Consider the following 24281-nt stretch of genomic DNA (forward strand, 5'->3'; position numbering starts at 1 on the left):
CAATCCTTGTCAGATCGATGCCAGCCACCCGCCCTTCAGCCGACCAGCCGCTGTATGAAATCGTCCGCGCAGGCATTCTCGAGCGTCTGCGCACCGGCGTCTGGGCCGCCGGCGAGAAGATCCCCACCGAACCGCAACTGGCCGAGGCCTTCGGCGTGGGCATCGGCACCATCCGCCGCGCGGTGGAGGAGCTGGTCGCCGAGCGCCTGCTGATCCGGCGCGCGCGGCTCGGCACCATCGTCGCGAAATTCGCCGACGAACATGCCTTCGACCAGTATTTCAACTTCGTCGACCACACCGGCGAGACGGTGACGGTGGGCGCGCGGCTGCTGCGTTTCGGCAAGGAGCGCGCCACGCCCGCGCTGGCCTCGATCCTGAAGCTCGAGCGCGGCGCGCGCCTGGCCAGCATCGACAACCTGCGCCTGCTCGGCGAGGTGCCGGTGATGCTCGACCATCTGTGGATTCCGCTCGACCTGTTCCCGAAGCTCACCGCCGAGCATTTCGCGGCGCGGCGCGGCTCGATCTACGGCTTCTACCAGGAGCATTTCGGCATCTCGGTGGTGCGCGTGGTGGAGGACCTGGCCGGCGCGGTCGCCGACCAGAAGGTGGCCGACGCGCTGCAGGTGCAGCCCGGCACGCCGGTGCTGCGCGTCGAGCGCACCGCCTATACCTTCAAGGACAAGCCCGTCGAGCATCGCGTGCGCTTCGTCGAATCGAGCCATTGCGTGTATCGCAACACGCGCGGGCTGCAGGACTGAAAGACCGCCGCCGCGGTGCCTGCGGCGGTCTTGATGAACCACGCGCGGCTCAGGCCACCGTCGACCACCAGACAGCCGGCTCGCCGGCAACCCGCGCCGCGTCGAAGCGATAGGCCATCAGCGCGGCCAGGCCGCGCCGCCCGTCGATCGAGGCCACCGCGCTGGTGAAACCGTGCTTGGCCACCAGGGCCGATTCGATCGCGTCGGCGGCCGCCTTGCCGATCTCGATGGCTTCCATCGCCTTGCCCGCGTTGCGCGCGAGCCCCGCCGCCTGGGTCGCCGCCACGCCGAGCGCATGCTGCGCGCGCGGCGCGTCGAGTCCCAGCAGGCGCGCCACGGCCAGCGTGGCCCCCAGCACCCCGATCGAGGACACGAGGTTCCAGCGCGCCCGGTATTCGCTGCTGTCGAGCGCGGCCAGCGTGTGCGTGGCGGCCTCGGTGCCGATCGCCACGGCTTCGGCGATGGCCTCGTCCGATGCGCCGAAGCGCTCGCCCACCGTCAGCGCCGCCGCGACCACCGGCGTCGCCAGCGAGGGCACGGCCTGCGCCGTCAACCGCGCGCCCAGGCTCCAGGCGCGCAGGCGCAGGTCGCTCGACGAGCCCGCCTGCGCCGGCAGCCCGGCAACCGTCGTATCGGCGGGAGTCGATGACAGGATCGCGCGCGCCTCGGCGATCGCCCGATGGGCCGCCGCGACGGCGGAGCGCGCCTCCTTCGCCAGCGGCGCGAGCGCGAAGCTCACCAGCGCGGCGGAAACGTCGGAATGGGTGGCGGCCTCATGCATGATTCTGGTCCTCGGTGGGAAGGCAAAGTTCGAAAAGCGCGCGCAGGTCGGGCTGGGATTCGAGATCGCGAACCAGCTCGGCGATCCGTTGCGTGGCGCCGTCGCCGAGGATCGGATCGATCAGCAGCTCGATCTTTTCCCGCAGCTCGTCGTCGGTGAGCGGGCGCGCCAGGCTGCCGCGCGCGTGCTCGACGTGATGCGCCACCGTGCTGCCGTCCTTGAGCAAGGCCTCGATGAACACCTCGTCGCGATTCACGGCGCTGTCGGGCACCAGCTTCGTGCGGGCACGCATCGCGCTGACGTCGGGCTGCACCACGCGCGCGTCCTCGTATTGCGCGATCCCGACGCGACGGTCGCACAGCGCCGCCGCGACGCCGTGGATCGCGCTGAAGCGCGCCTGCAGGCCATCCTTGGGCTGCGGGTTGCCCATCAGCTCGGGCACCAGCGGATGGCAGCGCAGCGTGATCGACTCGATCTCGCCGACCTCGGGAATCCGCGCCGACAGGGCCAGTCCCGCGTCGATCGCCGGGTGGGCAACGATGCCGCAGGGATAAGGCTTGTAGGTGTTCGACAGCAGTTCCCAGCGCTCGCCCATCGCGCCGTTCATCAGCTCGAAATCGACCTTGGTCGACAGCGAGTGCGAATAACCGCCCGGCACCTCGAAGATGTCGTCCTCGGCCGGCTGCCCCCGCTGCGCGAGCTGCGCGGCGGCGATGCCGTTGGCCGCGGCCTTGCCCGGGTGATAAGGCTTGGTCATGGTGCCGAAGGCTTCGCGCTGGCCGACGAACATCGAGGCGGCGATGGCCGTCGCGCGGCGAATGCCGTCGGCGTCCAGCCCCAGCAGCAGGGCCGCCGTCACGGCGCAGCCGATCACGCCGCAGGTCCCGGTGATGTGCCAGCCGCGGTCGTAATGCTCGGGCGAGATCGACACGCCCACCCGCAACTGCGCCTCGCAGCCCAGCGCGAAGGCCGTCAGCGCCTGCGCGCCGCTCGGCTGCGTCGACGGCGCCAGCGCCGTCAGCACGGCGAACACCGAGGCGGCCGGGTGGATCACCGTGGCCAGATGCGTATCGTCGAAATCGTCGAGATGGCCCGCGAAGCCGGTGGCCAGCGCGGAGAAATGCAGGTCGGTGCGCTCGACGCGCCCCGGCACCGGCGCGGCGGGCTGCGCGCCGATCTCGACGGCGGCGGCGAGGATCGCGTCGACGCCGGGATGGCGCGAGGCGCCGATCGACGTCCCGATCACGTTGATGAGGGAGCGCCGGGCCTCGTCGGCGACCTTCGCAGGCAGCGGCTGCCCCGCAAGTGTGTACAGGCCGTGCGCAAACGCGGCGGCAATGGAACTCATTCGGACGATTCCTCCAGACTTTGGCCGACGCGCCGGAGACCCTTTCCCCGGCTCGCATCGGCAAGCAGACACGCCATGAAAAACCGCGCGGGACGACTCGCTTCCCGTTCAGGCGGTGAATCGCCGGATTCGCGGTTTCGTCGACACTTGGCGAAATTCTACTTGGCAACACCCGAGTCAACCAAGATATTTCAAGCAAAGTGTCGACACTTTGCCGTCAATCCTTCACGCACTCATCACGACAAACCCAGCCCGGGCGCGCGCGAGGCACGGCGCCGAGGCGAGCGGCCGCGGGACGAAAGCGGGCGTCGCGCGCGTCTGGATGCGCGCGGGCCGACGGCATGGGCGAGCCTCCCGGCATGGGGAGGGATCGGCGAATCGGGATTCGCGCAGCGACCGTCTTTCGGCCTCCGGTCGGTAAACGACGCGCGCGCCGCCGTCCCCTGACTGCGGCGCGCGTCGCGTCCACGGCGGCCCGTTGGACGGCCGGCCATTTCCCTATCCTTCAGGCTGCATCGGATCCTTCCGCTCAGGAAGCGTCCAGTTGCGGCGCGAGCCCGGCCGGCTGCTGCGCGCTGTCCCGGCTGCCACGCTCGCCGAGATAGGGACGATCGGGACGGATCCAGTTCGCGGCGATCGGCCCGAGCACCAGGAAGAAGATCGACAGCGCGAACACCGGCTCCCAGGAATGCAGCGCGTCGACCAGCCAGCCCACCAGCGGCGGCGACACCGAGGCGGCCAGCCCCAGGCCGGTATTCATGATGCTGCTGGAAGTCGCCGCGTGATTCGGCGCGAGATCCATCGCCACCGCCCACAGGGGCGCCGTCACCAGCTCCGACAGGAACAGCGCCGCGGCCAGCGAGAAGCCGGCCATGGTGGCCGAGGGATGCAGGAACATCGGGATGAAGAAGATGATCGGCGCGAGAAAGCCGATCGTGATCATGATCTGCCGCGAGCGCCGGATATCGCCGGTGCGCTTGAGCAGCAGGTCGCTCAGCGAGCCGCCCAGCGTGGTGCCCACCACCCCGCTCAGGAAGATGCCCGAGCTGAAGATCGCCGAGTGGCGGATGTTCAGGTGATAGGCCTGCGCGAAGAACGAAGGCATCCAGTTCAGGAAGAACCACAGGATCCAGCCATGGCAGAAGCTCACCACCGTGGCCGGCCACAGCGCACGCAGCAGCGGCGACCAGCGCATCGGCACGCGCGTCCTGCCGAGCTTCGCGGGCAGGCGCGCGAGTTCCTCGGCGCTGATCGCGGGATGGTCGGCGGGGTTGTCGCGGTAGTACCAGACCCACAGCACCACCCAGGCCAGGCTGGCCAGGCCGAGTATCACGAAGGCGGCATGCCAGGAGAAGGCGGCGATCAGGCCCGCCACCAGGATCGGCGTCGAGGCGTTGCCCAGGCGCGCGCAGGCATGCGTGACGCCCTGCGCGAAGCCGCGTTGATCGGGCTTCATCCAGCCGGTGAGCGCGCGCGCCGAGGCCGGCACGATCGGGCTCTCGCCGAGGCCCACCACGAAGCGCGCCAGCAGCAGCGTCGTGAAGCCGCCGGCGAGGCCGGTCAGCAAGGTACCGAGCCCCCACAGCACGCCGCAGATCGCCAGCATCTTGCGCGCGCCGAGCCGGTCGCCGATCAAGCCCCCGGGAATCATCGCCAGCGCGTAGGTGATCGCGAACGCGGAAAACACCAGCCCGAGCTGGGTATTGCTGAGGACCAGGTCGCGCCGGATCGCGAGCGCGGCGGTGGAAATATTGGTGCGGTCCACGTACATCAGGAAGGACATGATGCACAGCACGATCAAGACGCCATGGGTGGCGCTCAACCGTCTCGTGGGGCGAGAGGAAGCCATCGTCTGTCTCCATGCGCGCCGTTTCTGGAAGGCGCGTCGTTGGACTGCCTGTACCCGCGCCTGGCGCCTCGCCGCCGAGTGTTACGTGTTCGCCTCGTCGACCTCGGGCCTTGCCTCGCGGGCCTGTCGTGCTGCGCATGTCGCCCTCGCTTCGCTGCCGGACGACCTGGACCTGCTTGCCTGCCTGCTGCCGCCCATGATGATGCAACGGCTGCAAGGCAGGCGAAAAAACCGCTGCTTACTCGAGCACTTCGCCGTGCACGCCGGCCGCGAGCGTTTCCTTCTCCCAACGCTTCATCGGCACCACTTCGGCTACCGGGCCGTTGGGCGAGCGGAACTTGACGGGCAGGTGCCCCGGCGCGGTGAGGATCTCGCCGCCATTGGCCTTGATCTGCTCGATGAAGGCCTCGAGGTCCTCCACTTCCATGCCGATGTGGTGGATGCAGGGCGCCGGGCCGGCGAAGTCCGCCTCGTCCGAGTTCGACGATTCGTAATGGATCAGGGTCAGGTCCATGTAGCCGTCGGTCATGTGATACGACAGGTGGTCGCCGTTCTTGCCCTTGCGACGCACCGTGTTGACGTGCTTGTAGCCGAACACGTTCTCGTAGAAGGCGCGTTCGCGCTCGACGTCCTCGACCTTGAATGCGATGTGCTTGATGAAATTCGGCATCGATGTCTCCTCTGGGTGGATGGCGCGCGAACCTGTCGTGCGATGAGGCCAGTCTAGGAGACTCGCACGCACACGTCAATCGAATCATTCGAATGATTCGATATCATTCGGTGCCCCGAGAAAACCCCGAGACGGATCTCGCCCACCTCGAAACTCAGGCCTGATGGTCGATCACGACGCATTCGGACGCCGTCGCGCCGGCCGCCGCATCGATCGCCGCCGGCAACTCGGCCAGCGGAAAATCGATCGCGCGGATCGCGTCGGACGGCAGCAGCCCCGAGCCGATCAGCGTCAGCAAGCGCCCGTAGGCATCGCGCGGATACATGAACTGGCCGAGGATCTCCCAGCCGTTCATCATCACCTCCGTGTACGGCAGGGGCAACGGCACGGCCATGGTGCCCATCAGCACCAGGCGGCCGCCGAAGGCCAGGCTGCGCAGGCTGGCCAGCGTCAGGTTCGGATCGCGCGCGTTGCCGACCATGTCGAAGCCGAGCTGGATGCCGGCGCCCTGCGCGGCGGCGCGCAAGGCGGCCACGTCGCCCGCCATCTCGCCGGTGGCGGCGACCGGCGTCACGCGAGCACCGGTTGCCTGCGCGAGATGCCGCAGCTTGCCCGCGTCGCGACCGAAGGCGATCACGCGCGCCGCGCCCATCGCCAGCGCGAGCCGCACCGCGGCCGATCCGTAAGCGCCCGTCGCGCCCGATATCAGCACCGTCTCGCCGGCCGCGAGCCGGCCCTTGAGCAGGCCGCCGTAAGGCACCGTGTAGCGCATGCTGGTGGCGAGCGCGCGGGCGTCCAGATCGGGCACCGCATCGGCCGGCGTCACCGCCGATGCGGGCAGCAGCGCATATTCCGCCAGCGTGCCGTCGGGCCAGTCCTGCTGCATGCGCAGGCCGGCCTCGTTCACGGTCGTGACGCCGAGCAGCATCTGCGCCGGATCGACGACGTTCTCCGGCGCGACCAGATGCGGCGAGATCACCACGCGCTGCCCCGCCTGCAGATGCCAGACCCCGGCACCCACCGCGTGGATCGTGCCGACGCCGTTGCCGCCCGGCACGAAGGGCCGCGCCGGCGCCCGGTAGACGGGCAGCCTGCCCTCGACGTAATCGCGCATGTAGGACATCAGCACCGAACACTGCATGCGCACCACCACGCTGCCGGGCCGCGCCTCGGGCACGGGACGATCGACGAGCGCGAGGGCGCCGCCGAGGCGGTCGAGTTGCCAGGCTTTCATGGGTTTCTCCTTTTGACGGCTGAATGGACAGACACCATGATCCCCGCCTCAAACGGTTGTTTGTATAATCCTCCGGTCGATATTCCTATTCATTCGTACATTCATGGATGCCTTGTCGGAAGTGCTGTCGATGCTGCGCGTCTCCAGTGCGCTGTCCTCGCGTTTCGAGGGACGCGGCGCCTGGGCCTTTCATTTCCCTGCTTACCAGCACGTGAAATTCGGCTCGGTGCTGCAGGGCAGCCTTCATCTGTGGATGGTCGGCGAGACGCGGCGCTACCGCATGGAGGAAGGCGATTTCTACCTGCTGACCGACGGCGCGAGCTTCTGCGCGGCCAGCGACCCGAGCCGCGAGACCCTCGACGGCCCGCTCCACTATCGCGCCGCGCGCGGCCCCGATGGCGTGGTGCGCTGGCAAGGCCCGGGCGAGCTGCCGCTGGTCAGCCTCGCGAGCGGGCGTTTCACCTTCGAGAACGAATTGTCGGCGCTGCTGCTCGCGCACCTGCCGCCGCTGATCCATCTGCGCGCGGCCGACGTGGCCTCGCACGCGCTCGGCCACGTGCTCGCGCTGATGCGCGCCGAAACGGAGGGAGAGATGCCGGGCTCGGATGTCGCCAAGGGCAGCCTGGCCACCCTGGTGCTGGTGCACGCGCTGCGCACCTACCTGGCCACCAGCGAGGCGCCGGCCGGCTGGCTCGGCGCGCTGGCCGACGCGCGCATCGGCCGCGCGCTGTCGCGCATGCACGCGGCGCCCGGCGAGCGCTGGACCGTCGACACGCTGGCCGGCGAGGTCGGCATGTCGCGCACTGCCTTCGCGCAACGGTTCCGCCAGCGCGTGGGCAGCGCGCCGCTCGAATACCTGCAGGCCTGGCGGATGTCGCTGGCGATGACGGCGCTGGCCGACACCGACGAACCGCTCGCGCGGATCGCCGAGCGCGTCGGTTATCTGTCGGATACGGCCTTCAGCATCGCGTTCAAGCGCAGCACGGGGGAAAGCCCGGGGCGTTATCGCAACGCGCGACGCAGGCGGGAGGGGGCGCTCGCCGCTTGAGTGTCGCTTACGCCGGGCCCGCCGCCGCCTCCCCCTCCCCGCGCGCATACCGCCCCGGCGACATCCCGGCCAGCCGCGTGAAGGCCGCCCCGAACGCGCTGACCGAGCCGTAACCGCTACGCTCGGCGATCTCGGCCATCGACAGCTCCCCCTGCCGCAACCACTGCTTGGCCAGCGCCATGCGCCAGGCCTGCAGGTATTCCATCGGCGCCATGCCGATCTCGCGGCTGAAGCGCTCGAAGAAGGCCGAACGCGACATGGCCGCCTCGCGCGCCAGCTCGGCCACGCTCCAGCGCGAGGCCGGCTGCTCGTGCAGGCGCCGCAGCGCGGCGGCCAGCTTCGGATCGCCGAGCCCGCGCACCAGCCCCGGCGAGGCGGCCGTGCCCGAGGTCGAGCGCAGCGCCTCGATCAGCAGCACCTCCAGCAGCCGCTCCAGCACGATCTCGCGCGCGGGCCGCTCGGCGCGCGACTCGTCGCCGATCATCTGCACCAGGGTCGAGAGCCGGCGCTCGCCGCGCACGCAGATCCATCGCGGCAGCAGGGACACCAGCAGCGCCGCGTCCGGCGAGCCGAACAGGCACACGCCCACCAGCATCCGCACATCCACCGCGCCGTGCGGATCGCCCACGCGCGCGCCGCCCGGCATCGGCACGATCGGCGTGGTGATGGGCTCGCCCTCGCGCGGCGGCTCGCGATCGAGGCTCGAGGTGGCGAAACCGCGCGCGGCGGGAATCATGGCGAAATCGCCTTCCTCCAGCGTGATCGTCTCGTCCTGGCCAGGGCCGTCCACGCGCAGCCGGCAACGCCCTTCCAGCACCACGAAATAGACCGGACGCCCCGTCTCGGCGCGGCGCACCGCCCAGGGCGCCGAGGCGATCACCTGCTTGGAGAAGGCCGCGCGAGGCTGTAGCAAGGACACGACTTCGGCGAGCGGGTCGACAGACATTCCGGACGATCTCTACAAATTCATGGATTCGGAAGTATAGTTCGTCCGCGAATAGGCGCCTATCGTGGAGGGCATCCCAACCCGCTGGAGTTCACGATGTCCCAAGCTTCCACCGTTCTCGTCACCGGCTGCTCGTCGGGCTTCGGCCTCGATATCGCGCGCCACTTCCTCGCGCAGGGCTGGCGCGTGGTGGCCACCATGCGCACCCCGCGCGAGGACCTGCTGCCCGCCTCCGAGCGGCTGCGCGTGCTGCCGCTCGACATCACCGACGCGGACAGCATCGCGCGCTGCCTCGCGGCGGCCGGCCCGATCGACGCGCTCGTCAACAATGCCGGCGTGGGCCTGCTCGCGCCGCTCGAAGGCACCGATCCGGCCAGCGTGCGCGAGGTGTTCGAGACCAATGTGCTCGGCACCATCGCGATGACGCAGGCGGTGCTGCCGCAGTTTCGCGAGCGGCGCGCCGGCGTGATCGTCAACGTCACGTCCACCGTGACGCTGCGCCCGCTGCCGCTGCTGGCCGTCTACACGGGCAGCAAGGCCGCGATCAACGCCTTCACCGAATCGCTGGCGCTGGAGCTGGCGCCCTTCGAGGTGCGCGTGCGCCTGGTACTGCCCGGGCGCGCGCCCACCACGCGCTTCGGCGACAATGCGCGCCGCCTGATGGGCGACGACGTGCCGGCGCCGTATGCGGCGTTTCGCGATCGCGTGTTCGCCTCGGTGCGCGACACCAGCACGCCGACCACGCAGGCGAGCGACGTGGCCGAGGCGGTCTGGCGCGCGGTGACCGATCCGGCCGCGCCGATGCGGATCCCCGCCGGCGCCGATGCGGTGGCGGCGGCAGCTGCGGCCGGCCACTGAGGCTCGCGGCCGCCGCGCCGTCCTGGAAGGGCCGGCGCGGCGGCCCGCACATCCTCTCCCCGTCGGCTTGCTGCCCGTCGCGAACCTCAGATCGCGCCCCTCAGATCGCGAACCTCAGGCCCGTCATCCGCTCGCTCAGCGTCCACAGCCTGCCCGCCTCGGCCTCGTCGATCGCCCAGGGCAGCACCCCGTCGAGCGGCTGGTGGTCGGCCGGCACCGCCCGCGCCACCTCGTTGTTCTCGCAATACACGCCGCCGATGCCGTCGAGCGCCGGGCTGGTCGCGCACCAGACGGTGGTCGAGGCGCCCTGCTCCGGCGTCTTGTACAGGCCGCGCTGCGATGCGGGAATCTGCCCGTGTTCGTCGCGAAAGCCGGCACGCTGCAGTTCCTCGATCGTCAGCGAGCGCTGCAGGTTGGTCTCGATCCGCCCTGGATGCACGGCGAAGGCGCGCACGCCATGCGCCCTGGCCAGCCGGTCGAGCTCCACCGTAAACAGCACGTTGGCCGTCTTCGATTGGCCGTAGGCGATCCACTTGTCGTAGTCGCGCCGCTCGAAGTTCGGATCGTCGAAATCGAAGCGCGCGCGGCGATGCGCGCCCGAGGACAGGTTGACGACCCGCGCCTTGCCCGAGCGCGCAAGCGCCGGCCACAGACGCGCGGTCAGCTGGAACGGGCCGAGATGGTTCGCCGCGAGCTGGCCTTCGTAGCCGCGCGCGTCGCGCTGCAAGGGCGTGGCCATGATGCCGGCGTTGTTGACCAGGCGATGCAGCGCGCGATCGCTGGCCAGGAACTGCGCGGCGAAGGCATCGATCGACGCCGGATCGAGCAGGTCGAGCCGGGCCACCTCGGTGCGCGGCACCTCGCGCAACACCTCGCGCGCCTTGGCCGGATCGCGGGCCGGCACGATCACCGTGGCGCCGGCGCCGGCCAGCGCGCGCGTGGTCTCCAGGCCGATGCCCGAATGGCCGCCCGTCACGATCGCGGTGCTGCCGCTCAGGTCGATGCCGGCGATCACCTCGCGCGCGGCGTGGTTCGCATCGAAACCGGAATCGATCGGGGTCTGCTGGGATGACATGGGCATTTCTCCTGTGTGCTGGCGGAGCCGGTCGACATGGCCGGCTCGCTCAGGAGATGGTCGGGCATCGCGCGCGCCTTGCCCATCATCGATCGGCCGCAATTCCTCGTCGCGCGTACAGGCTGCACGGCGGCGCATCCGGCACGCGCGCACCGCCGGCAAGCGGCCCCGGCTTTCCGTAGAATCCATCGGCATCGTCGATCGATCGAGGCATGGCCATCGCGCCCGGTCGCGCCCCGGTCGTGTCCTTCACCGCCCGAGGCCCGCATGGATTTCCGTCATCTCGAATGCTTCTTCGTGCTCGCCCAGGAGCTGCATTTCGGCCGCGCGGCCGAGCGCCTGCACATGGGCCAGTCATCCGTATCGGAATCGATCCGCGCGCTGGAGAAAACCGTCGGCGCCCCGCTGTTCGATCGCACCAGCCGCCGCGTGGCGCTCACGCCGCTCGGCCAGGCATTGCGCGAAGGCGCCGAGGCCGCCTACATGTCGCTCAAGACCACCCTCGCCGATTGCCGGCGCACGGCGGCCGGCGAGGCGCGCAAGCTGCGCTTCGGCTTCCTGGGCGGCGGCCTCTACGAGCTGCATCGCCCGCTGGTCGCCGAATTCGGTAGCTGCTTTCCCGGCATCGAGCTCGAATTCGTCGAGCTGTCCTTCCTCGATCATTTCCTGGCCGTGGCGCGCGGCGAGGTGGACGTGGCGATCTGCCGGCTGCCGCTCGGCGCGCCGAGCCTGATGCACGGCCCGGTGCTGATGGAGGATCGGCGCATGCTGTGCGTGCCGAACGATCATCCGCTGGCCCGGCGCGAGCGCGTGTCGGGCGAGGCGCTGGCCGGCGAGCCGCTGGTGCGGATGGTGCCCGGCGTGGCCAGCGAGGAATGGCTCGACTTCCATCTGCCTCGCTTCACGCCGCGAGGCGCGCCGATCGGCGACGGCCCGGTGATCCGCACGCTGCGCGAGGCGATGGCCGCGGTCGCCGCGCACCAGGGCCTGATGATGCTGACGCGCCGGGCCGCCTGCTATTACGCCACGCCCGGCATCAGCTTCGCCGAGATCGACCTGCCGCCGATCGCCTCGGCCCTGGTCTGGCGCCGCGACGACCACCGCCCGCTGATCGGCGAGCTCAACGCGCTGCTGCTGCGCCTGGCGCGCACTTATTGCACGCTGCCGAAACCGCGCGATTGACGCCGCGGCGGACGTCGCGCATCGATGCGCCGATCGATCGGATTTCCAGATCAATCGACGGCATTTTCCCCGTTGTTCTTTGCGGGTCGAGCGCGGACACTGGCGGATCCGATGCTGCCCATGGATACACGCCGACATGACCCAGGTCCCGACCTCCGCACTCGAACTCCGCTCGCTGATCACCTCGCAGGGCCAGTTGCGCCTCTGGCTCGAAACGGCGCCCGTGCCGGCGCCGGCCGACGACGCAATCCTGGTGCGCATCGAGGCCGCGCCCGTCAATCCCTCCGACATCCTCGGCCTGCTCGGGCCGGCCGATATCGCCACGCTGGCCCGCGATGCGGCCGCGCAGCCGCCCGTCACCACCGCCGACGTGCCGGCCGAACTGCTGGCCTCGACGGCCGCGCGCCACGACCTGCCGCTCAGCCTCGGCAACGAGGGCGCCGGCATCGTGGTGGCCGCGGGCGACCGGGCGCGCCACCTGCTCGGCCGCGCGGTGGCGCTGCGCAGCCCGCTCGGCGCCTACGCGCAATACCGCGCGGTGGCCGCCGCCGAGGTGCTGGTGCTGCCCGAAGGCACGGCGCCCGAAGCGGGCGCCTCGGCGCAGATCAATCCGATGACGGCGCTGTCGATGCTGGAGACGATGCGCGTGGAAGGCCACACGGCGCTGATCCACACGGCGGCCGCCTCGAATCTCGGCCAGATGCTGGTGAAGATCTGCGCGGCCGACGGCGTGCCGCTGGTCAACGTGGTGCGCAACGCCTCGCAGGTGGCCCTGCTGCGCGAACTCGGCGCGCAATACGTGCTGGACAGCAGCGCCGCCGATTTCGATAGCGCGCTGGTCGAGGCGATCGAGGCCACCGGCGCGACGCTGGCGTTCGACGCGATCGGCGGCGGCGACATGGCCGAGCGCCTGCTGACGGCGATGGGCGTGGTCACCACGCGCCGCATGACGCGTTACGACCGCTACGGCTCGTCGACGCATCGCCAGGTCTATCTCTACGGCACGCTCGATCCGAGCCCGACGATCCTGACCCGGCGCTCGGGCCTGGCCTGGGGCGTGGGCGGCTGGCTGCTGACCTGGCGCCTGCGCCAATTCGGCGAGGCCGCGGCGGCACGCATGCGCGAACGGATCGTCGCCGAGCTGGACACCACCTTCGCCAGCCGCTACGGCGAGCGGATCACGCTGGCGCAACTGGTCGAGCCCGAGACGATCCGGCGCTACACCCGGCGCGCGACCGGCGAGAAATTCCTGGTGGAACCGAACCGCGGCGCCTGACCCGGGTTGAGCGAGCCGGAGGCGACACGCGCCGGCTCGCCGTCCTTCATTGCTCGATCTGGCGGTTCCAGCGCGAATCCCATTGCGCGCGACGCGCATTGATCGCATCCCAGTCCACCACCGTGACCTTCTTCACGAGCTGGTCCAGATCGCCGAGGCTCTTCTGCATGTCGGCGGGCATGCTGGCCTGACGGTTGGTCGGAATCTGCTTGCCGGCCACCGCGGCCTTGGTCTGCGCCGGCGCCGAGAGCAGGAACTGCGCGAGCTTCTGCGCCAGTTGCGGATCGGGGTTGTTCTTCACCACGCAGACGTCCACCAGCAGCAGCACCGCGCCCTCCTTGGGCGAGGCATAGGCCACCGGCAGCCCCTTGTCCTTCAGGTCGCCCACGGCGGTGGGCGTGAGCGGGAAGATCGCCGCCTCGCCGGTCTGCACCATCTCCGAGAGCTTGGCCGAGTTCGGGATGTACTCGACCACGTTCGGTCCCACCGTGCTGGCCCACTTCGTGAAGCCGGGCTCGACATTGGTCTCGCTGCCGCCGAGGATGCGGTTGATGGCCAGGAAGCCGTGCAGGCCGAAGGTGCTGCTCGAGGCCGACTGGAACACCACCTTGCCCTTGTATTTCGGATCGGCGAAATCCATCCAGGAGGTCGGCGGCGCCCAGCCCTTGGCGGCGAACAGCTTGGTGTTGTAGCCGATGCCCGTCATGCCGAGCTGCACGCCCGCGCCGATATCGCCCTTCATGCGCGCGAACGGATAGAGCTCCTTGAGCACCGGCGCGTCGTCGAGCTTCTCGCACACGCCCAGGCTGACCGCGCGCGCCATCACGCCGTCGTCGAGGAACACCACGTGCATCTGCGGATTGTTGCGATTGGCCAGCAGCTTGGCCAGCACGTCCGACGAGGTGCCCGGCACCACCACCACGTGCACGTTGTTGGCCTTCTCGAAATCGGGCAGCACCTGGCTGGTGTAGGCCTTCTCCATCGGCCCGCCGTTCATGCCGATGTAGAGGGTCTTGGTCTGCGACCAGGCGGGCGAGGCAAGGCCGACGGCGAACAGCGCCGCGAGCGAAACGAGGGTGCGTGACAGTTTCATCGTGGATCTTCCTTGTGGCTTTCCGGGTATTGGACTGGGGATGGGAATCGATATCGATGCGAGGCCGTGCTCAGGCGGAAGCCCGCGCCGATGCGGCGGCGGCGGAATCAGGCGAACCCGACGAAGCAAGCGAGCCGCCGGAACTGGGTGACGCGACCGCTTGCGTGGATCCGGCCTGCGCGGCGAAGCGCGCGATCGAGAACGCCTCGATCGGCGTCTCGGTCTCGCCGCGCAGCACCAGGTCGGCCAGCACCTCGCCCACGCCCGGCGCGAGCAGGAAACCGCCGCCCGAGAAGCCGAAGGCGTGCAGCAGTTGCGGCGTGGTCCCGCTCGGCCCGATCACGGGATGGTTGTCGGGCGTCTCGCCCTCCACGCCGCTCCAGGTGCGGATCAGCAGCGCCTCGCGCAGCGCCGGCAGCAGCGCGCAGGCATCGCGCATCACCGCGCGCGTGGTTTCGGTCGAGGGCTGGGCGTATTCGCCGTCGCCATGGCCGCGCCCGCCGCCGATCACGCAGTTGCCGCGCGCCACCTGCCGCGCATAGATGCCGCCGCCGACCACCCCGAGGTTGTGCTCGATGAAGGGCGGCAAGGGTTCGGTGACCCACATGTTCGGGTAGATCGCGCGCAGCGGCACCGCCTCGCCGAAGCGGCCGGCCAGCGTATTGCCCCAGGCGCCGGCCGAGTTGATCAGCCAGTCGGCGCTGAAGCGGCGTTCGCCGGCGCGCAATTGGTAGCGCCGGCCGTCGTAATCGATCTCGCTCAGCTCGGTCTGCTCGAACACCTGCGCGCCCTCGCGCCGGGCGGCCGCCGCGAAGGCCGGCGAGACCAGCCGCGGATTGGCATGGCCGTCGCTCTCGCACAGCGCGCCGCCGATCGCCGCCGCGCCGAGCCAGGGATAACGACGGCGGAACGCCTCGCCCCAGATCAGCGTCGAGCTGGCGCCGTGGCCGCGCGCCATCGCCGCCCAGGCGTCGAGCACCTCCATGTCGCTGTCGCGCCGCGCGAGCCGCAGGTGCCCCGACACGACGAACTCGCCGTCGCAGCCGATCAGTTGGGGCAGCCGGTTCCAGATCCGCCGCGCGCGCATCGCCAGCGGCAGTTGCACCTCGGGCCGGCCGTGGGTGCGCACGCCGCCGTAGTTCACGCCGCTGGCCTGGGCACCGCACCAGCGCCGCTCGAACAGGGCCACGTCCACGCCCTGCCGCGCCAGCGCCAGCGCCGCCGAAGCCCCCACCAGCCCGCCGCCGACGATCGCCACCGTCACATGCCGGATCTCACTCATCATGGGCCTCCTCCTCGAGCACGCTGACGCCGTCCTCGAACAGCATCGGCGAGATCGGGATCGGCTTGATCGGCGCCTGCCCGCGCGGGCGGCCCACCTGGTCGAGCGCGCGCCCGGTTTCCGCGGCCAGCAGCACCGTCGCCGCCTCGCCGCACATGCGGCCCTGGCAGCGGCCCATGCCGATCCGCGTCAGCGCCTTGAGGCGGTTGACCTCGCTCGCCATGCCGGAGCGGATGCAGCCGCGCAACTGGCCCACCGTCACGGCCTCGCAGCGGCACACGATCATGTCGTCGGGCCAGTGCCGGGCCGCCTCGGTCGGCGGTGGCGCGAAGGCCTGCTCGATGCCGGCGCGGAACACGCCGATGCGCGCCAGGCGCTGCTCGATCGCGGCCGCGTCGGGGCCCGCGTCGTCGCGCCCGGCCTTCAGGCCGAGTTCCTCCAGCAGCGCCAGCGCGGCGCGCCGGCCGGCCAGCTCGGCCGCATCGGCACCGGCGATGCCGGCGCCGTCGCCGGCCAGGTACACGCCGGGCACCGAGCTGCGCCCGGCCGCGTCGCGCTCCGGCAGCCAGCAGCGGTTCAGCGTGTCGAAGCGGAAGCGGCAGCCGGCCAGGTCGGCCAGCTGCGTTTCGGGGCGCAGGCCGAAACCCAGGCCGAGCGCATCGCAATCGATCCGATGCTGGGCGCCGTCGGCCGAGCGCCAGCGCACCGCCTGCACGGCCGGCCCGCCATCGACGCCGTCCAGCGTCACGCCGCGCTCGACGCGCACGCCGTGCGAGCGCAGCCAGCCGAGGTAATAGAGGCCCTTGGCGAAGGTGCCCGGCTGTCGCAGCAGCTTGGGCGTGGCCGCCACCTGCCGTGCGTAGGGGCTGGTATCGAGCACCGCGGCCACCTCGGCGCCGGCCCGCGCGTATTGATAGGCGACCAGGTAGAGCAAGGGCCCGGTGCCCGCGAACACTGTGCGCCGGCCGATCGCGCAGCCCTGCGCCTTCAGCGCGACCTGGGCGCCGCCGAGCGTGTAGACGCCGGGCCGGGTCCAGCCCGGCACCGGCATCACGCGATCGGTCGCGCCGCTGGCGATGATCAGGTGGCTCCAGCGCAGGCGTGCCTCGCGTCCGGCGCGCAGCACGTCGAGCGTGCCCGGCTCGCAGGACCAGACCAGCGTGTCGGGCCGGTAGTCGAGCCCTGGCAGCAGCTCGGCCATGCAGCGGTGCAGCGCATCGGCCTTGCCCGCCTCGAAGCCGTACAAGGCCGATTTCTCGCGCACGAAACCGGCGCCTTCGGGCGGCTGCCGGTAGATCTGGCCGCCCCAGCGCGCGTTCTCGTCGATCACCATCGGCCGCAGGCCGGCGGCGACCAGGGTCTGCGCGGCGCGGATCCCCGCCGGCCCGGCGCCGACGATCACCACGCGCGTGCCGTCCTCGTCCCGTTGGACATCGACGGCGGCCTTGCCTGCCTCGCTCATGCCTCGCCTCCCGGGTTGGCGCAGCAGGCAGCCGCAGTCGGATGAGGCTTGCCCGTCACCACCCGCATTCCCTCGCGCACGGGCGTCGAGCAGGCGCGCAGCCGCGCGCCGCCCTCGTCGCGCACCCAGCAATCCTGGCAGGCGCCGATCAGGCAGAAACCCGCGCGCGGGCCGTCGCCGAACTCGCTGACGCGCAGGTGCCGTTGCTGCGTGAGGATCGCGGTCAGCAGCGTGTCGCCGGCCAGCGCCTCGACCGCGACGCCGTCGAGCACGAAGGACAGGCTGGCGCGCCGGGTCTCGGCGACGCGGATCAGTTGCGGCGGGGAAAGCGGAAAACGATGGGTCATCGAAATCGGGCGCGGGGCGCGGTGGGCATGAAGTTGGACAAGACGACGAACGGGCGGCGAAGGCTCGCGTCAGTGCTGACCGATCAGGATCCGGTTCAGGCCGTAGACGCGATCGAGGATCAGCATCGCGCCGGCCGTGATCGCGATCACCAGGGTCGAGACCGAGGCCATCATCGGATCGATCGATTCGGTGGCGTACATGTACATGCGCACCGGCAGCGTGACGGTCTGCGGCGAGGTGACGAAGATCGACATGGTCAGTTCGTCGAAGCTGTTGATGAAGGCCAGCAGCCAGCCGCCGGTGATGCCGGGCACGATCATCGGCAGCGTGACGCGGCGGAAGGTGGTCCACACGCTCGCGCCGAGCGAGGCGGCGGCGTGCTCGACGCTGCGGTCGAGCCCTGCCACCGAGGCCAGCACCAGGCGCATCACGAAGGGCGTGACGATGATCATGTGCGCCACCACCAGCCAGGCGAACGAGCCGGTCGCGCCGATCAGCGCGAAGAAGCGCAGCAGCGCGATGCCCAGCACCAGGCCCGGGATCACCAGCGGCGAGAGCAGCAGTGCGTTGAGGAACTCCCGGCCGGGGAAGCGCGCGCGGCCGATCGCCAGCCCCGCCGGCAGCGCGACGACCAGCGAGAAGCTGGCCGACAGCACCGCCAGCTTCAGGCTGTTGGCGAACGCCGAGATGAAGTCGGGATAGTCGAGGATCGCGCGGAACCAGCGCAGCGACACGCCGTGCGTGGGCAGCGTGAGGGTTTCGTCGGGCGTGAACGCGACCAGCACCACGATCGCCAGCGGCGCGAGCATGAACAGGATCACGAGCGTGTGGAAAGCGAGGGCGAGCGGGCCGTTTTTGCGCATGACGAGGTGGCGGGCTGGGGGTTCGTGGGCGGCTGGGATCGTGGCGAATGACAGCGAATGGCAGCGAATGGCGGCTGAGGCCGGCCTCAGCCGAGGCTGCGCGTGTAGCGCCGTTCGAGCACGCGGTAGTAGGTGAGCATCACGACCAGGTTGGCGACCAGCAGCAGGATCGCGATGGCGGCGCCCAGCGGCCAGTTCATCGAGCTGAGGAACTGGTCGTAGACGGCGGTGGCGGCCACCTTGAGCCGGCGCCCGCCCAGCAGGCCGGGAATCGCGAAGGCGCTGGCCGACAGGCCGAACACCATCAGGCTGCCCGACAGGATGCCCGGCATCAGTTGCGGCAGGACGATGCGGCGCAGCACCGTGGCCGGCGAGGCCATCAGCGACAGCGCGGCGTTCTCGGTCTGCGGATCGAGCCGCTGCAGGGTGGTCCAGACGGGGATCACCATGAACGGCAGCATCACGTGGACCAGCGCGATCACGATGGCGAAGGTGGTGTATTCGAGCTTGAACGGGCCCAGCCCGAACAGGCCGAACAACTGGTTCACCAGGCCGTTGGTGTTGAGCAGCATGCTCCAGCCGAAGGCGCGCACCACCACCGAGACCAGCAGCGGCGCGAGGATCACCAGCAGGAAGGACGAGCGCCACGGATCGCGCATGCGCGACAGGATGTAGGCCTCGGGCGTGCCGATCGCGATGCACAGCAGGGTGGTCAGCGCGGCGATGCCGAAGGTGCGCAGGAAGATGGTATGGAAGTACGACTCGCTCAGCACCTCGAGGTAGTAATGCGCGTCGAAGGCGGCGATCGGGCCGACCGAGGGATCGAAGCGATAGAACGACAGCGCCAGCGTCATGGCCAGCGGCACCAGCACCAGCGCGCTGAACAGCAGCGCGGCCGGCGCGCTCATCAGCCACAAGGGCAGCCAGGCGCGCCAGCGTGGGCGCGAGGCCGGCCGCGGCGCGCCGCCGGTGTCGCGCGCTTGTCCGCCTGCGGCTCCACCCGCCTCGCCGCCCGCCGCTTTCAGGACCTCATCCACGGGCGGCCTCCCGCGGCATCACGCGCATCGCCTCGCTGCGCCAGTCGATCCCGACCGGCGCGCCCTCCACCAGCGGCTCGCCGCCCTCATTCTGGCAGCAGGCCAGCATCTCGCCGGCCTCGCTGTCGAGCCGGTACAGCCACTGGCTGCCGAGGAAGAAGCGGCTGGTCACGCGGCCGGCCAGGCGCCCGGTGCCGGGCGCGCCGAGCGTGAGCTTCTCGGGGCGGATGCAGAGCGTGACGGCGTCGCCCGCGCGCAGCGTCTGCATGTCGAGCTGGCCGGTCGCGCCCGCCTCGTGCAGCCGGGCACCGAGATCGACCTGGATGCGCCCGCCCTCGAGCGTCACCACCTTGCCGTCGAGCAGGTTGGTCTTGCCGATGAACTGCGAGACGAAGCTGCTGCCCGGATGTTCGTAGGCGCGATACGGCGTGTCCACCTGGGTGATGCGGCCGGCCTCCATCACCACCACGCGATCGCTGATCGACAGCGCCTCGGCCTGGTCGTGCGTGACCATCACGGTGGTGGTGCCGAGCTTGCGCTGGATCTCGCGCAGCTCGAACTGCATCTCCTCGCGCAGCTTGGCGTCGAGGTTCGACATCGGCTCGTCGAGCAGCAGCACCGGCGGCGCGATCACCACCGCGCGTGCGATCGCAACGCGCTGACGCTGGCCGCCCGACAGCTCGCGCGGAAAGCGCTGCGCATAGGCGTCGAGCCGCACCAGCGAGAGTGCATCGCCGACGCGCCGGGCGCGCTCCGCCTTGCCCACGCCGCGCATTTCGAGGCCGAAGCCGACGTTCTGCTCCACGCTCATGTGCGGGAACAGCGCGTAGCTCTGGAACACGATGCCCAGGCCGCGCTTGTTGGGCGCCATGCGCGTGATATCGCGGCCGTCCAGCGTGATGCTGCCGCGCGTGGCCTCCACGAAGCCCGCGATCATCTGCAGCGTGGTGGTCTTGCCGCAGCCCGAGGGACCGAGCAGCGAGACGAACTCGCCCTTCTCGACCGACAGGTTGATGCCGGTGACGGCGTGCAGGTCACCGAAGGATTTCGACACATCCGTCAACGTGAGGAACGTCATGCTGTGGCCTTCCTGTTTCCGATGCGCCGACTCTATCCGGCCAAATTTTTCGACGTCAACGCGCAATTCCGGAGAGCGACATTAATTTTTCAGTTATTCCGTTGAATAGAATCTCAGGCATCGATTGAGTCGATCTCGTTTCGCCCACCGGATTCAGGGACTTCCCTGATAGTGCAGAGGGATGCGCGCCGGAGCGCGGCGCGGTAGAGTCGAGGGCGTCCCGGCGCGGCCGGGCCAAGATTCCGTTGAATGGAATACCGAGAGGAAAAGTGGCGGGTAAAAAACAGGAAAACGGAATGTCCGGCGAGCAGCCCGGCGACAACCCTTGCGGCCCCGGCGTGCTGCAGCGCTCCTTCGCGCTGATCCGCGCGCTGGGCGAGAACCAGGCCGAGGGCAGCCGCGTGACGATGCTGGCCAAGGCGGTCGGGCTGACCCAGGCGACCGTGCATCGGCTGCTGCAGGGGCTGATCGCCGAGCAGGTGGTCGAGCAGGACGAGCGCACCAAGCGCTACCGGCTCAGCGTGGCCTTCTTCGCGATGGCGGCCCAGGCGGGCAATCCCAACGGGATGCGCACGCTGTGCCGCCCGGCGCTGCTGCGGCTGTGCGCGAGCCTGGGCGACACCATCTTCCTGATGGTGAAAAGCAGCTTCGACGCGGTCTGCCTCGACATCTGCGAGGGGCCGTTCCCGATCCGCTCCTTCACCGGCAATATCGGCGGGCGCGTGGCGCTGGGCGTCGGCCAGGGCAGCCTGGCGATCCTGGCCTTCCAGCCCGAGGACGAGCGCGAGGAGATCATCCGTTTCAACGTGCCGCGCATGCGCGGCCAGGGCGTGCTCGACGAGGTCTACCTGCGCACCGAGATCGACCGCGTGCGCGCGCTCGGTTATGCCGGCCGCAACAGCGGCGTGCTGGAGGACATGGCCGGGGTGGCGGTGCCGATCCTCGATCGCAACCAGGTGGCGGTGGCGGCGCTGAGCGTGGGCACGCTCTCGACGCGGCTCACCGAGGAGCGCCTGCCGACCGTGGTGCAACTGCTCAAGCGGCAGGCCGAGCTGATCGGGCCGCAGATGAACCCGTTCGACGCGGCGATGCGCGATCCGATCCAGGGCCTCACGCCGGTGTATTCGACGCGCGTATCCGGCGCGGTGTGAGGCACGGCGCGAACGCGCGCGACGAAGCGGCGGGCGACCCCGTTCAGCGCGTCGCGACGCGTTTGCGGCCCTGGCGCAGGACCGTATTCAGCGGCGTCGAGATGTGCCGGTAGACGACCTGCGCCACCACCGCCGCGACGGCGAGATAGAGCACCAGCCAGACCGGCTTCCAGGCCGCGATGATGTTCTCGCGCGTCAGGTACTCGCGCAGCAGGCCCAGCACGACGATATGGAACAGGTAGAGCTCGTAGCTGCGTTCACCGAAGAAAGCGATGAACGGGCGCAGCCCCGTGCGTGACACGGCGGGCGGCGAAACCGGCTCGCGGTTCGCGATGCCATGCAACAGCGCGCCGGTGCCCAGCGCGACCACCGACACGCTCCACACCACGTTGCGCATGATCGGCCCGGCCAGCCAGGTGGCCGCGATCGCGAGCCCGGCGCCCCAGGCGAGCGCGCGGAACGCCTCGCGCGAGATCGGCCGCGCCGGCAGCAGCGCCACGCCGCAGCCGATCGCGATCGCATCGAAGCACGACAGATAGCCGTAGAGCGCGACGATCTCGTCGTTCGCATGCAGGTAGCGCCAAACCGGCGCGAGCAGCACCGGCACCGCGAGCAGCGGCAGGATCAGGCGGCGCCGTTTCAGCAGTAGGCACAGCAGCGGAAACGCCAGGTAGAACACCTCCTCCACCGACAGCGACCAGAGGATGTTCATGCTGTAGTTGAAGTAACCGACGCGCGCCATCAGCAGGTTGTGCCAGAACGTCAGCACCGACAGCACGGCGAGCGGCATGCTCGCGGTATCGGGCTTGTTGACGAAGGAGCGCAGCCCGAGCGCGCCGAGCATCACGATGATCACCAGCAGCAACAGCAGGCAGGGCAGGATGCGCGCCGCGCGGATCCGGTAGAAGGCGGCGGGACGGATCGCGCCGAGCGAGCCGAAACGGCGCAGCGAGGTGGCGGTGATCAGGTAGCCCGACACGACGAAGAACATCGTCACGCCGTAGTTGCCGTTGCGGGACACGGCGCGGATCGCGTTCGACAGCCAGGGCAGCTCGACGGGCAGCACGTCGAGCCGGTAAGTCAGGTGGAAATGCAGCAACAGCACCGCCAGGATGGCAATGCCGCGCAGCAGGTCGACGCCTGCGCTGCGGCGCGATGAATCCAAGGAACCTCCGGGGAAGACGGGGCCCGGGCCGCCGGCGGCACGCGGTGCCGCGCGGGTCCGCCCGCGCCGGAGCGCCGATTGTCGCGGATTTGCCCGCGCCCGGCCAGCGTTCGCGCGCGGCCACGGGCTTGACGCTGGTCGGCGGGCCATCGAAGATGCTGCCTTTCGCCCCTGCCCTCGCCTTCCCGCGCAGGGCGCGCCGCCCTCGCCCGCTTCCGATGACACCCCGACTCGCCCTGTTCGATTTCGACGGCACGCTTGCCGACTCCTATCCGCTGTTCGCCGATGCGCTGAACGAGCTGGCCGCGCGCCACGGCTTCCGGCACACCGACGCCGATACGCAGCAGCGCTTGCGCGGCCTGAGCGCCACCGAGGTGCTGCGCGAACTGGCCTTGCCGCTGTGGAAGGTGCCGGCCGTGCTCGGCGACGCGCGCAAGCTGATGCGCGAGCGGATCGACGAGGTGGCGCCGTTCGCCGGCATCGTCGAGACGCTGCATGCGCTGATCGATCGCGGCGTGGCGGTGGCCGTCGCCACCTCGAATTCGCCCGAGAACGTGTGCGCCGTGCTCGGCGACAGCCTGATCGCGCGCTTCGCTGCCATCGAATGCAGCTCGTCGCTGTTCGGCAAGTCGCATCGCCTGCGCGGCATCCTGCGCAAGACCGGCATACCCGCCGAGCAGGCGATCTATGTCGGCGACGAGATCCGCGACGCGCAAGCGGCGCGCGGCGTCGGCCTGGCCTATGGCGCCGTCGCCTGGGGTTACACGCAGTTGGAGGCGCTGCTCGGCACGCAGCCGCAAGCGGTGTTTCGCGTGCCGGCCGACCTGCTCTCGCTGGCCGGGCCGATCGAGGGCGCGGGGCACGGCTGATCGCCCCAGGCCGCCGTCACTCGGCCAGCACCTCGCGCAGGAAATCCACCAGGGCCGTTTGCGTGTCGTTCAGGGCCTGGCCGTTGCTGACCAGCGCGAGCTCGGTCGGCGGCAAGGCCGGCAGCGCATCGCCGACCTCGTGCTCCGGCAGCAAGGCCGTGCTCGGCAGCACCGTCAGGCCCAAGCCCGAGGCCACGGCCGCCTGGATGCCCGTCAGGCTGTGGCTGCCGAAGGCCACGCGCCAGCGCCGCTGCGCCTGGTCGAGCGCGCGGATCGCCCGCTGCCGGTACAGGCAGCCCTGCGGAAACAGCGCGAGCGGAATCGGCTCCCCGCTCCCCGCCTCCGGCGGCACCGCGTGCCGGCCTTGCACCCAGACCAGCCGCTCCGGCCAGGCGGCCAGGCAATCGCCGCTGTCCGGCTCGCGCTTGATCAGCGCGATCTCGATCTCCTCGGCGGCCAGCTTGCGGCGCAGCTCCGTGCTCATCCCCGCCACCGTCTCCAGCCGCGCATCGGGGCGCGCCGCCACGAAGCCCGACAGGATCGCCGCCATGCGCCGCGCATCGAAATCCTCGGGCACGCCGAGCCGGATCGGCGTGCGGCGCACCCCGCTGGCGAGCGCGTCCTGCGCCTCCTGCGAGAGCGCCAGCAGGCGCCGCGCGTATTGCGCGAGCAGCTCGCCATGCTCGGTCGGCGTCACCTGGTTGCCGGTGCGATCGCGCAGCAGCAAGGTATGGCCGACCATCTCCTCCAGGCGCCTGACCTGCTGGCTGACGGTGGATTGCGTGCGATGCACGCGCTCGGCCGCGCGCGTGAAGCTGCCTTCGTCGACCACGCAGATCAGCGAATTGAGCAGTTCGAGGTCGAGCATGATCGGCTCCCGTTATTCGATTCTCAACTGAGGAAGAGAT

23 protein-coding genes are annotated in these 24281 nt (G+C 70.2%); 7 read left to right on the forward strand and 16 right to left on the reverse strand.

Features of this window, described 5'->3' with window-relative positions:
* The first annotated feature begins 17 nt into the window (after nt 1–17).
* Nucleotides 18–758 (forward strand): GntR family transcriptional regulator, encoded by a 741-nt coding sequence (locus tag FB600_RS00890; protein WP_047839579.1) that lies wholly within the window; start codon nt 18–20, stop codon nt 756–758.
* Nucleotides 759–807: 49 nt separating this feature from the next.
* Here the strand turns inward: FB600_RS00890 and FB600_RS00895 are convergent, their stop codons facing one another.
* The 5 genes from FB600_RS00895 to FB600_RS00915 all read right to left on the reverse strand — a co-directional run bounded on the left by FB600_RS00895 (nt 808) and on the right by FB600_RS00915 (nt 6640).
* The gene (locus tag FB600_RS00895; protein ID WP_145756063.1) at nt 808–1539 is read right to left on the reverse strand and encodes an MmgE/PrpD family protein; all 732 of its coding nucleotides are present in this window, start codon (nt 1537–1539) and stop codon (nt 808–810) included.
* Entirely contained in the window at nt 1532–2887 is a 1356-nt protein-coding gene (locus FB600_RS00900; protein WP_145756064.1) for an MmgE/PrpD family protein, read from the reverse strand. Before FB600_RS00900 ends, FB600_RS00895 begins: the two co-directional genes overlap by 8 nt.
* Before the next feature lie 529 nt (nt 2888–3416).
* On the reverse strand, nt 3417–4709 hold the full coding sequence (locus tag FB600_RS00905) for an MFS transporter (protein WP_233630578.1): 1293 nt from the start codon (nt 4707–4709) through the stop codon (nt 3417–3419).
* Nucleotides 4710–4974: 265 nt separating this feature from the next.
* On the reverse strand, nt 4975–5406 hold the full coding sequence (locus FB600_RS00910; protein WP_013690350.1) for a VOC family protein: 432 nt from the start codon (nt 5404–5406) through the stop codon (nt 4975–4977).
* A gap of 154 nt (nt 5407–5560) precedes the next feature.
* A complete protein-coding gene (locus tag FB600_RS00915) occupies nt 5561–6640 on the reverse strand; it encodes a zinc-binding dehydrogenase (protein ID WP_145756066.1) in 1080 nt (359 codons plus the stop codon).
* Between the two features lie 103 nt (nt 6641–6743).
* Here FB600_RS00915 and FB600_RS00920 point away from each other — a divergent pair, with 103 nt between their 5' ends.
* The gene (locus FB600_RS00920) at nt 6744–7688 is read left to right on the forward strand and encodes an AraC family transcriptional regulator (protein ID WP_145756067.1); all 945 of its coding nucleotides are present in this window, start codon (nt 6744–6746) and stop codon (nt 7686–7688) included.
* A gap of 7 nt (nt 7689–7695) precedes the next feature.
* Here FB600_RS00920 and FB600_RS00925 read toward each other — a convergent pair whose 3' ends face one another.
* On the reverse strand, nt 7696–8634 hold the full coding sequence (locus FB600_RS00925) for an AraC family transcriptional regulator (RefSeq protein WP_060002993.1): 939 nt from the start codon (nt 8632–8634) through the stop codon (nt 7696–7698).
* 96 nt (nt 8635–8730) lie between these two features.
* Between FB600_RS00925 and FB600_RS00930 the strand changes: the two genes are divergently transcribed.
* On the forward strand, nt 8731–9492 hold the full coding sequence (locus FB600_RS00930) for an SDR family oxidoreductase (RefSeq protein ID WP_096751190.1): 762 nt from the start codon (nt 8731–8733) through the stop codon (nt 9490–9492).
* Nucleotides 9493–9592: 100 nt separating this feature from the next.
* Here FB600_RS00930 and FB600_RS00935 read toward each other — a convergent pair whose 3' ends face one another.
* Nucleotides 9593–10567 (reverse strand): oxidoreductase, encoded by a 975-nt coding sequence (locus FB600_RS00935; RefSeq protein ID WP_145756068.1) that lies wholly within the window; start codon nt 10565–10567, stop codon nt 9593–9595.
* 267 nt (nt 10568–10834) lie between these two features.
* On the opposite strand from FB600_RS00935, the gene FB600_RS00940 reads away from it, so the two are divergent.
* The gene (locus FB600_RS00940) at nt 10835–11749 is read left to right on the forward strand and encodes a LysR family transcriptional regulator (RefSeq protein WP_145756069.1); all 915 of its coding nucleotides are present in this window, start codon (nt 10835–10837) and stop codon (nt 11747–11749) included.
* A 136-nt stretch (nt 11750–11885) separates the two neighbouring features.
* The gene (locus tag FB600_RS00945) at nt 11886–13025 is read left to right on the forward strand and encodes a zinc-binding dehydrogenase (RefSeq protein WP_145756070.1); all 1140 of its coding nucleotides are present in this window, start codon (nt 11886–11888) and stop codon (nt 13023–13025) included.
* A 46-nt stretch (nt 13026–13071) separates the two neighbouring features.
* On the opposite strand, the gene FB600_RS00950 is transcribed toward FB600_RS00945, so the two are convergent.
* The 7 genes from FB600_RS00950 to FB600_RS00980 all read right to left on the reverse strand — a co-directional run bounded on the left by FB600_RS00950 (nt 13072) and on the right by FB600_RS00980 (nt 20188).
* Entirely contained in the window at nt 13072–14118 is a 1047-nt protein-coding gene (locus tag FB600_RS00950) for an ABC transporter substrate-binding protein (protein ID WP_098152437.1), read from the reverse strand.
* Nucleotides 14119–14188: 70 nt separating this feature from the next.
* Complete coding sequence (locus FB600_RS00955) at nt 14189–15400, reverse strand: NAD(P)/FAD-dependent oxidoreductase (RefSeq protein WP_254227804.1); 1212 nt, start codon at nt 15398–15400, stop codon at nt 14189–14191.
* Nucleotides 15393–16862 (reverse strand): NAD(P)/FAD-dependent oxidoreductase, encoded by a 1470-nt coding sequence (locus tag FB600_RS00960; protein WP_145756072.1) that lies wholly within the window; start codon nt 16860–16862, stop codon nt 15393–15395. Before FB600_RS00960 ends, FB600_RS00955 begins: the two co-directional genes overlap by 8 nt.
* A complete protein-coding gene (locus FB600_RS00965) occupies nt 16859–17209 on the reverse strand; it encodes a (2Fe-2S)-binding protein (protein ID WP_013690361.1) in 351 nt (116 codons plus the stop codon). Before FB600_RS00965 ends, FB600_RS00960 begins: the two co-directional genes overlap by 4 nt.
* Nucleotides 17210–17278: 69 nt before the next feature.
* Nucleotides 17279–18073, reverse strand: a complete 795-nt coding sequence (locus FB600_RS00970) for an ABC transporter permease (protein WP_036029209.1) — start codon at nt 18071–18073, stop codon at nt 17279–17281.
* A gap of 86 nt (nt 18074–18159) precedes the next feature.
* Complete coding sequence (locus tag FB600_RS00975; RefSeq protein WP_230676468.1) at nt 18160–18981, reverse strand: ABC transporter permease; 822 nt, start codon at nt 18979–18981, stop codon at nt 18160–18162.
* 121 nt (nt 18982–19102) lie between these two features.
* The gene (locus tag FB600_RS00980) at nt 19103–20188 is read right to left on the reverse strand and encodes an ABC transporter ATP-binding protein (protein WP_105857890.1); all 1086 of its coding nucleotides are present in this window, start codon (nt 20186–20188) and stop codon (nt 19103–19105) included.
* 296 nt (nt 20189–20484) lie between these two features.
* On the opposite strand from FB600_RS00980, the gene FB600_RS00985 reads away from it, so the two are divergent.
* Nucleotides 20485–21339 (forward strand): IclR family transcriptional regulator, encoded by an 855-nt coding sequence (locus FB600_RS00985; protein ID WP_025098563.1) that lies wholly within the window; start codon nt 20485–20487, stop codon nt 21337–21339.
* A gap of 43 nt (nt 21340–21382) precedes the next feature.
* Here FB600_RS00985 and FB600_RS00990 read toward each other — a convergent pair whose 3' ends face one another.
* On the reverse strand, nt 21383–22504 hold the full coding sequence (locus tag FB600_RS00990) for an acyltransferase family protein (protein ID WP_096751199.1): 1122 nt from the start codon (nt 22502–22504) through the stop codon (nt 21383–21385).
* 218 nt (nt 22505–22722) lie between these two features.
* Here FB600_RS00990 and FB600_RS00995 point away from each other — a divergent pair, with 218 nt between their 5' ends.
* Nucleotides 22723–23373 carry an HAD hydrolase-like protein gene (locus FB600_RS00995; RefSeq protein ID WP_145756073.1) on the forward strand — a complete coding sequence of 217 codons (651 nt, stop codon included), beginning with the start codon at nt 22723–22725 and terminating at the stop codon, nt 23371–23373.
* A 16-nt stretch (nt 23374–23389) separates the two neighbouring features.
* Here the strand turns inward: FB600_RS00995 and FB600_RS01000 are convergent, their stop codons facing one another.
* Nucleotides 23390–24241 (reverse strand): LysR family transcriptional regulator, encoded by an 852-nt coding sequence (locus tag FB600_RS01000; RefSeq protein WP_145756074.1) that lies wholly within the window; start codon nt 24239–24241, stop codon nt 23390–23392.
* Nucleotides 24242–24281 lie beyond the last annotated feature (40 nt).

The sequence above is a fragment of the Burkholderia sp. SJZ089 genome, assembly GCF_007828315.1.
Classification (GTDB): domain Bacteria; phylum Pseudomonadota; class Gammaproteobacteria; order Burkholderiales; family Burkholderiaceae; genus Burkholderia; species Burkholderia gladioli.

What these genes read in the sequence shown, in the direction of transcription:
- FB600_RS00960 (WP_145756072.1), bottom strand. Translation starts at nt 16,862, where the DNA reads ATGAGCGAGGCAGGCAAGGCCGCCGTCGATGTCCAACGGGACGAGGAC.
- FB600_RS00910 (WP_013690350.1), bottom strand. Translation starts at nt 5,406, where the DNA reads ATGCCGAATTTCATCAAGCACATCGCATTCAAGGTCGAGGACGTCGAG.
- FB600_RS00945 (WP_145756070.1), top strand. Translation starts at nt 11,886, where the DNA reads ATGACCCAGGTCCCGACCTCCGCACTCGAACTCCGCTCGCTGATCACC.
- FB600_RS00900 (WP_145756064.1), bottom strand. Translation starts at nt 2,887, where the DNA reads ATGAGTTCCATTGCCGCCGCGTTTGCGCACGGCCTGTACACACTTGCG.
- FB600_RS00980 (WP_105857890.1), bottom strand. Translation starts at nt 20,188, where the DNA reads ATGACGTTCCTCACGTTGACGGATGTGTCGAAATCCTTCGGTGACCTG.
- FB600_RS00895 (WP_145756063.1), bottom strand. Translation starts at nt 1,539, where the DNA reads ATGCATGAGGCCGCCACCCATTCCGACGTTTCCGCCGCGCTGGTGAGC.
- FB600_RS00995 (WP_145756073.1), top strand. Translation starts at nt 22,723, where the DNA reads ATGACACCCCGACTCGCCCTGTTCGATTTCGACGGCACGCTTGCCGAC.
- FB600_RS01000 (WP_145756074.1), bottom strand. Translation starts at nt 24,241, where the DNA reads ATGCTCGACCTCGAACTGCTCAATTCGCTGATCTGCGTGGTCGACGAA.
- FB600_RS00965 (WP_013690361.1), bottom strand. Translation starts at nt 17,209, where the DNA reads ATGACCCATCGTTTTCCGCTTTCCCCGCCGCAACTGATCCGCGTCGCC.
- FB600_RS00930 (WP_096751190.1), top strand. Translation starts at nt 8,731, where the DNA reads ATGTCCCAAGCTTCCACCGTTCTCGTCACCGGCTGCTCGTCGGGCTTC.
- FB600_RS00940 (WP_145756069.1), top strand. Translation starts at nt 10,835, where the DNA reads ATGGATTTCCGTCATCTCGAATGCTTCTTCGTGCTCGCCCAGGAGCTG.
- FB600_RS00950 (WP_098152437.1), bottom strand. Translation starts at nt 14,118, where the DNA reads ATGAAACTGTCACGCACCCTCGTTTCGCTCGCGGCGCTGTTCGCCGTC.
- FB600_RS00925 (WP_060002993.1), bottom strand. Translation starts at nt 8,634, where the DNA reads ATGTCTGTCGACCCGCTCGCCGAAGTCGTGTCCTTGCTACAGCCTCGC.
- FB600_RS00935 (WP_145756068.1), bottom strand. Translation starts at nt 10,567, where the DNA reads ATGTCATCCCAGCAGACCCCGATCGATTCCGGTTTCGATGCGAACCAC.
- FB600_RS00970 (WP_036029209.1), bottom strand. Translation starts at nt 18,073, where the DNA reads ATGCGCAAAAACGGCCCGCTCGCCCTCGCTTTCCACACGCTCGTGATC.
- FB600_RS00920 (WP_145756067.1), top strand. Translation starts at nt 6,744, where the DNA reads ATGGATGCCTTGTCGGAAGTGCTGTCGATGCTGCGCGTCTCCAGTGCG.
- FB600_RS00890 (WP_047839579.1), top strand. Translation starts at nt 18, where the DNA reads ATGCCAGCCACCCGCCCTTCAGCCGACCAGCCGCTGTATGAAATCGTC.
- FB600_RS00975 (WP_230676468.1), bottom strand. Translation starts at nt 18,981, where the DNA reads ATGAGCGCGCCGGCCGCGCTGCTGTTCAGCGCGCTGGTGCTGGTGCCG.
- FB600_RS00915 (WP_145756066.1), bottom strand. Translation starts at nt 6,640, where the DNA reads ATGAAAGCCTGGCAACTCGACCGCCTCGGCGGCGCCCTCGCGCTCGTC.
- FB600_RS00985 (WP_025098563.1), top strand. Translation starts at nt 20,485, where the DNA reads ATGTCCGGCGAGCAGCCCGGCGACAACCCTTGCGGCCCCGGCGTGCTG.
- FB600_RS00955 (WP_254227804.1), bottom strand. Translation starts at nt 15,400, where the DNA reads ATGAGTGAGATCCGGCATGTGACGGTGGCGATCGTCGGCGGCGGGCTG.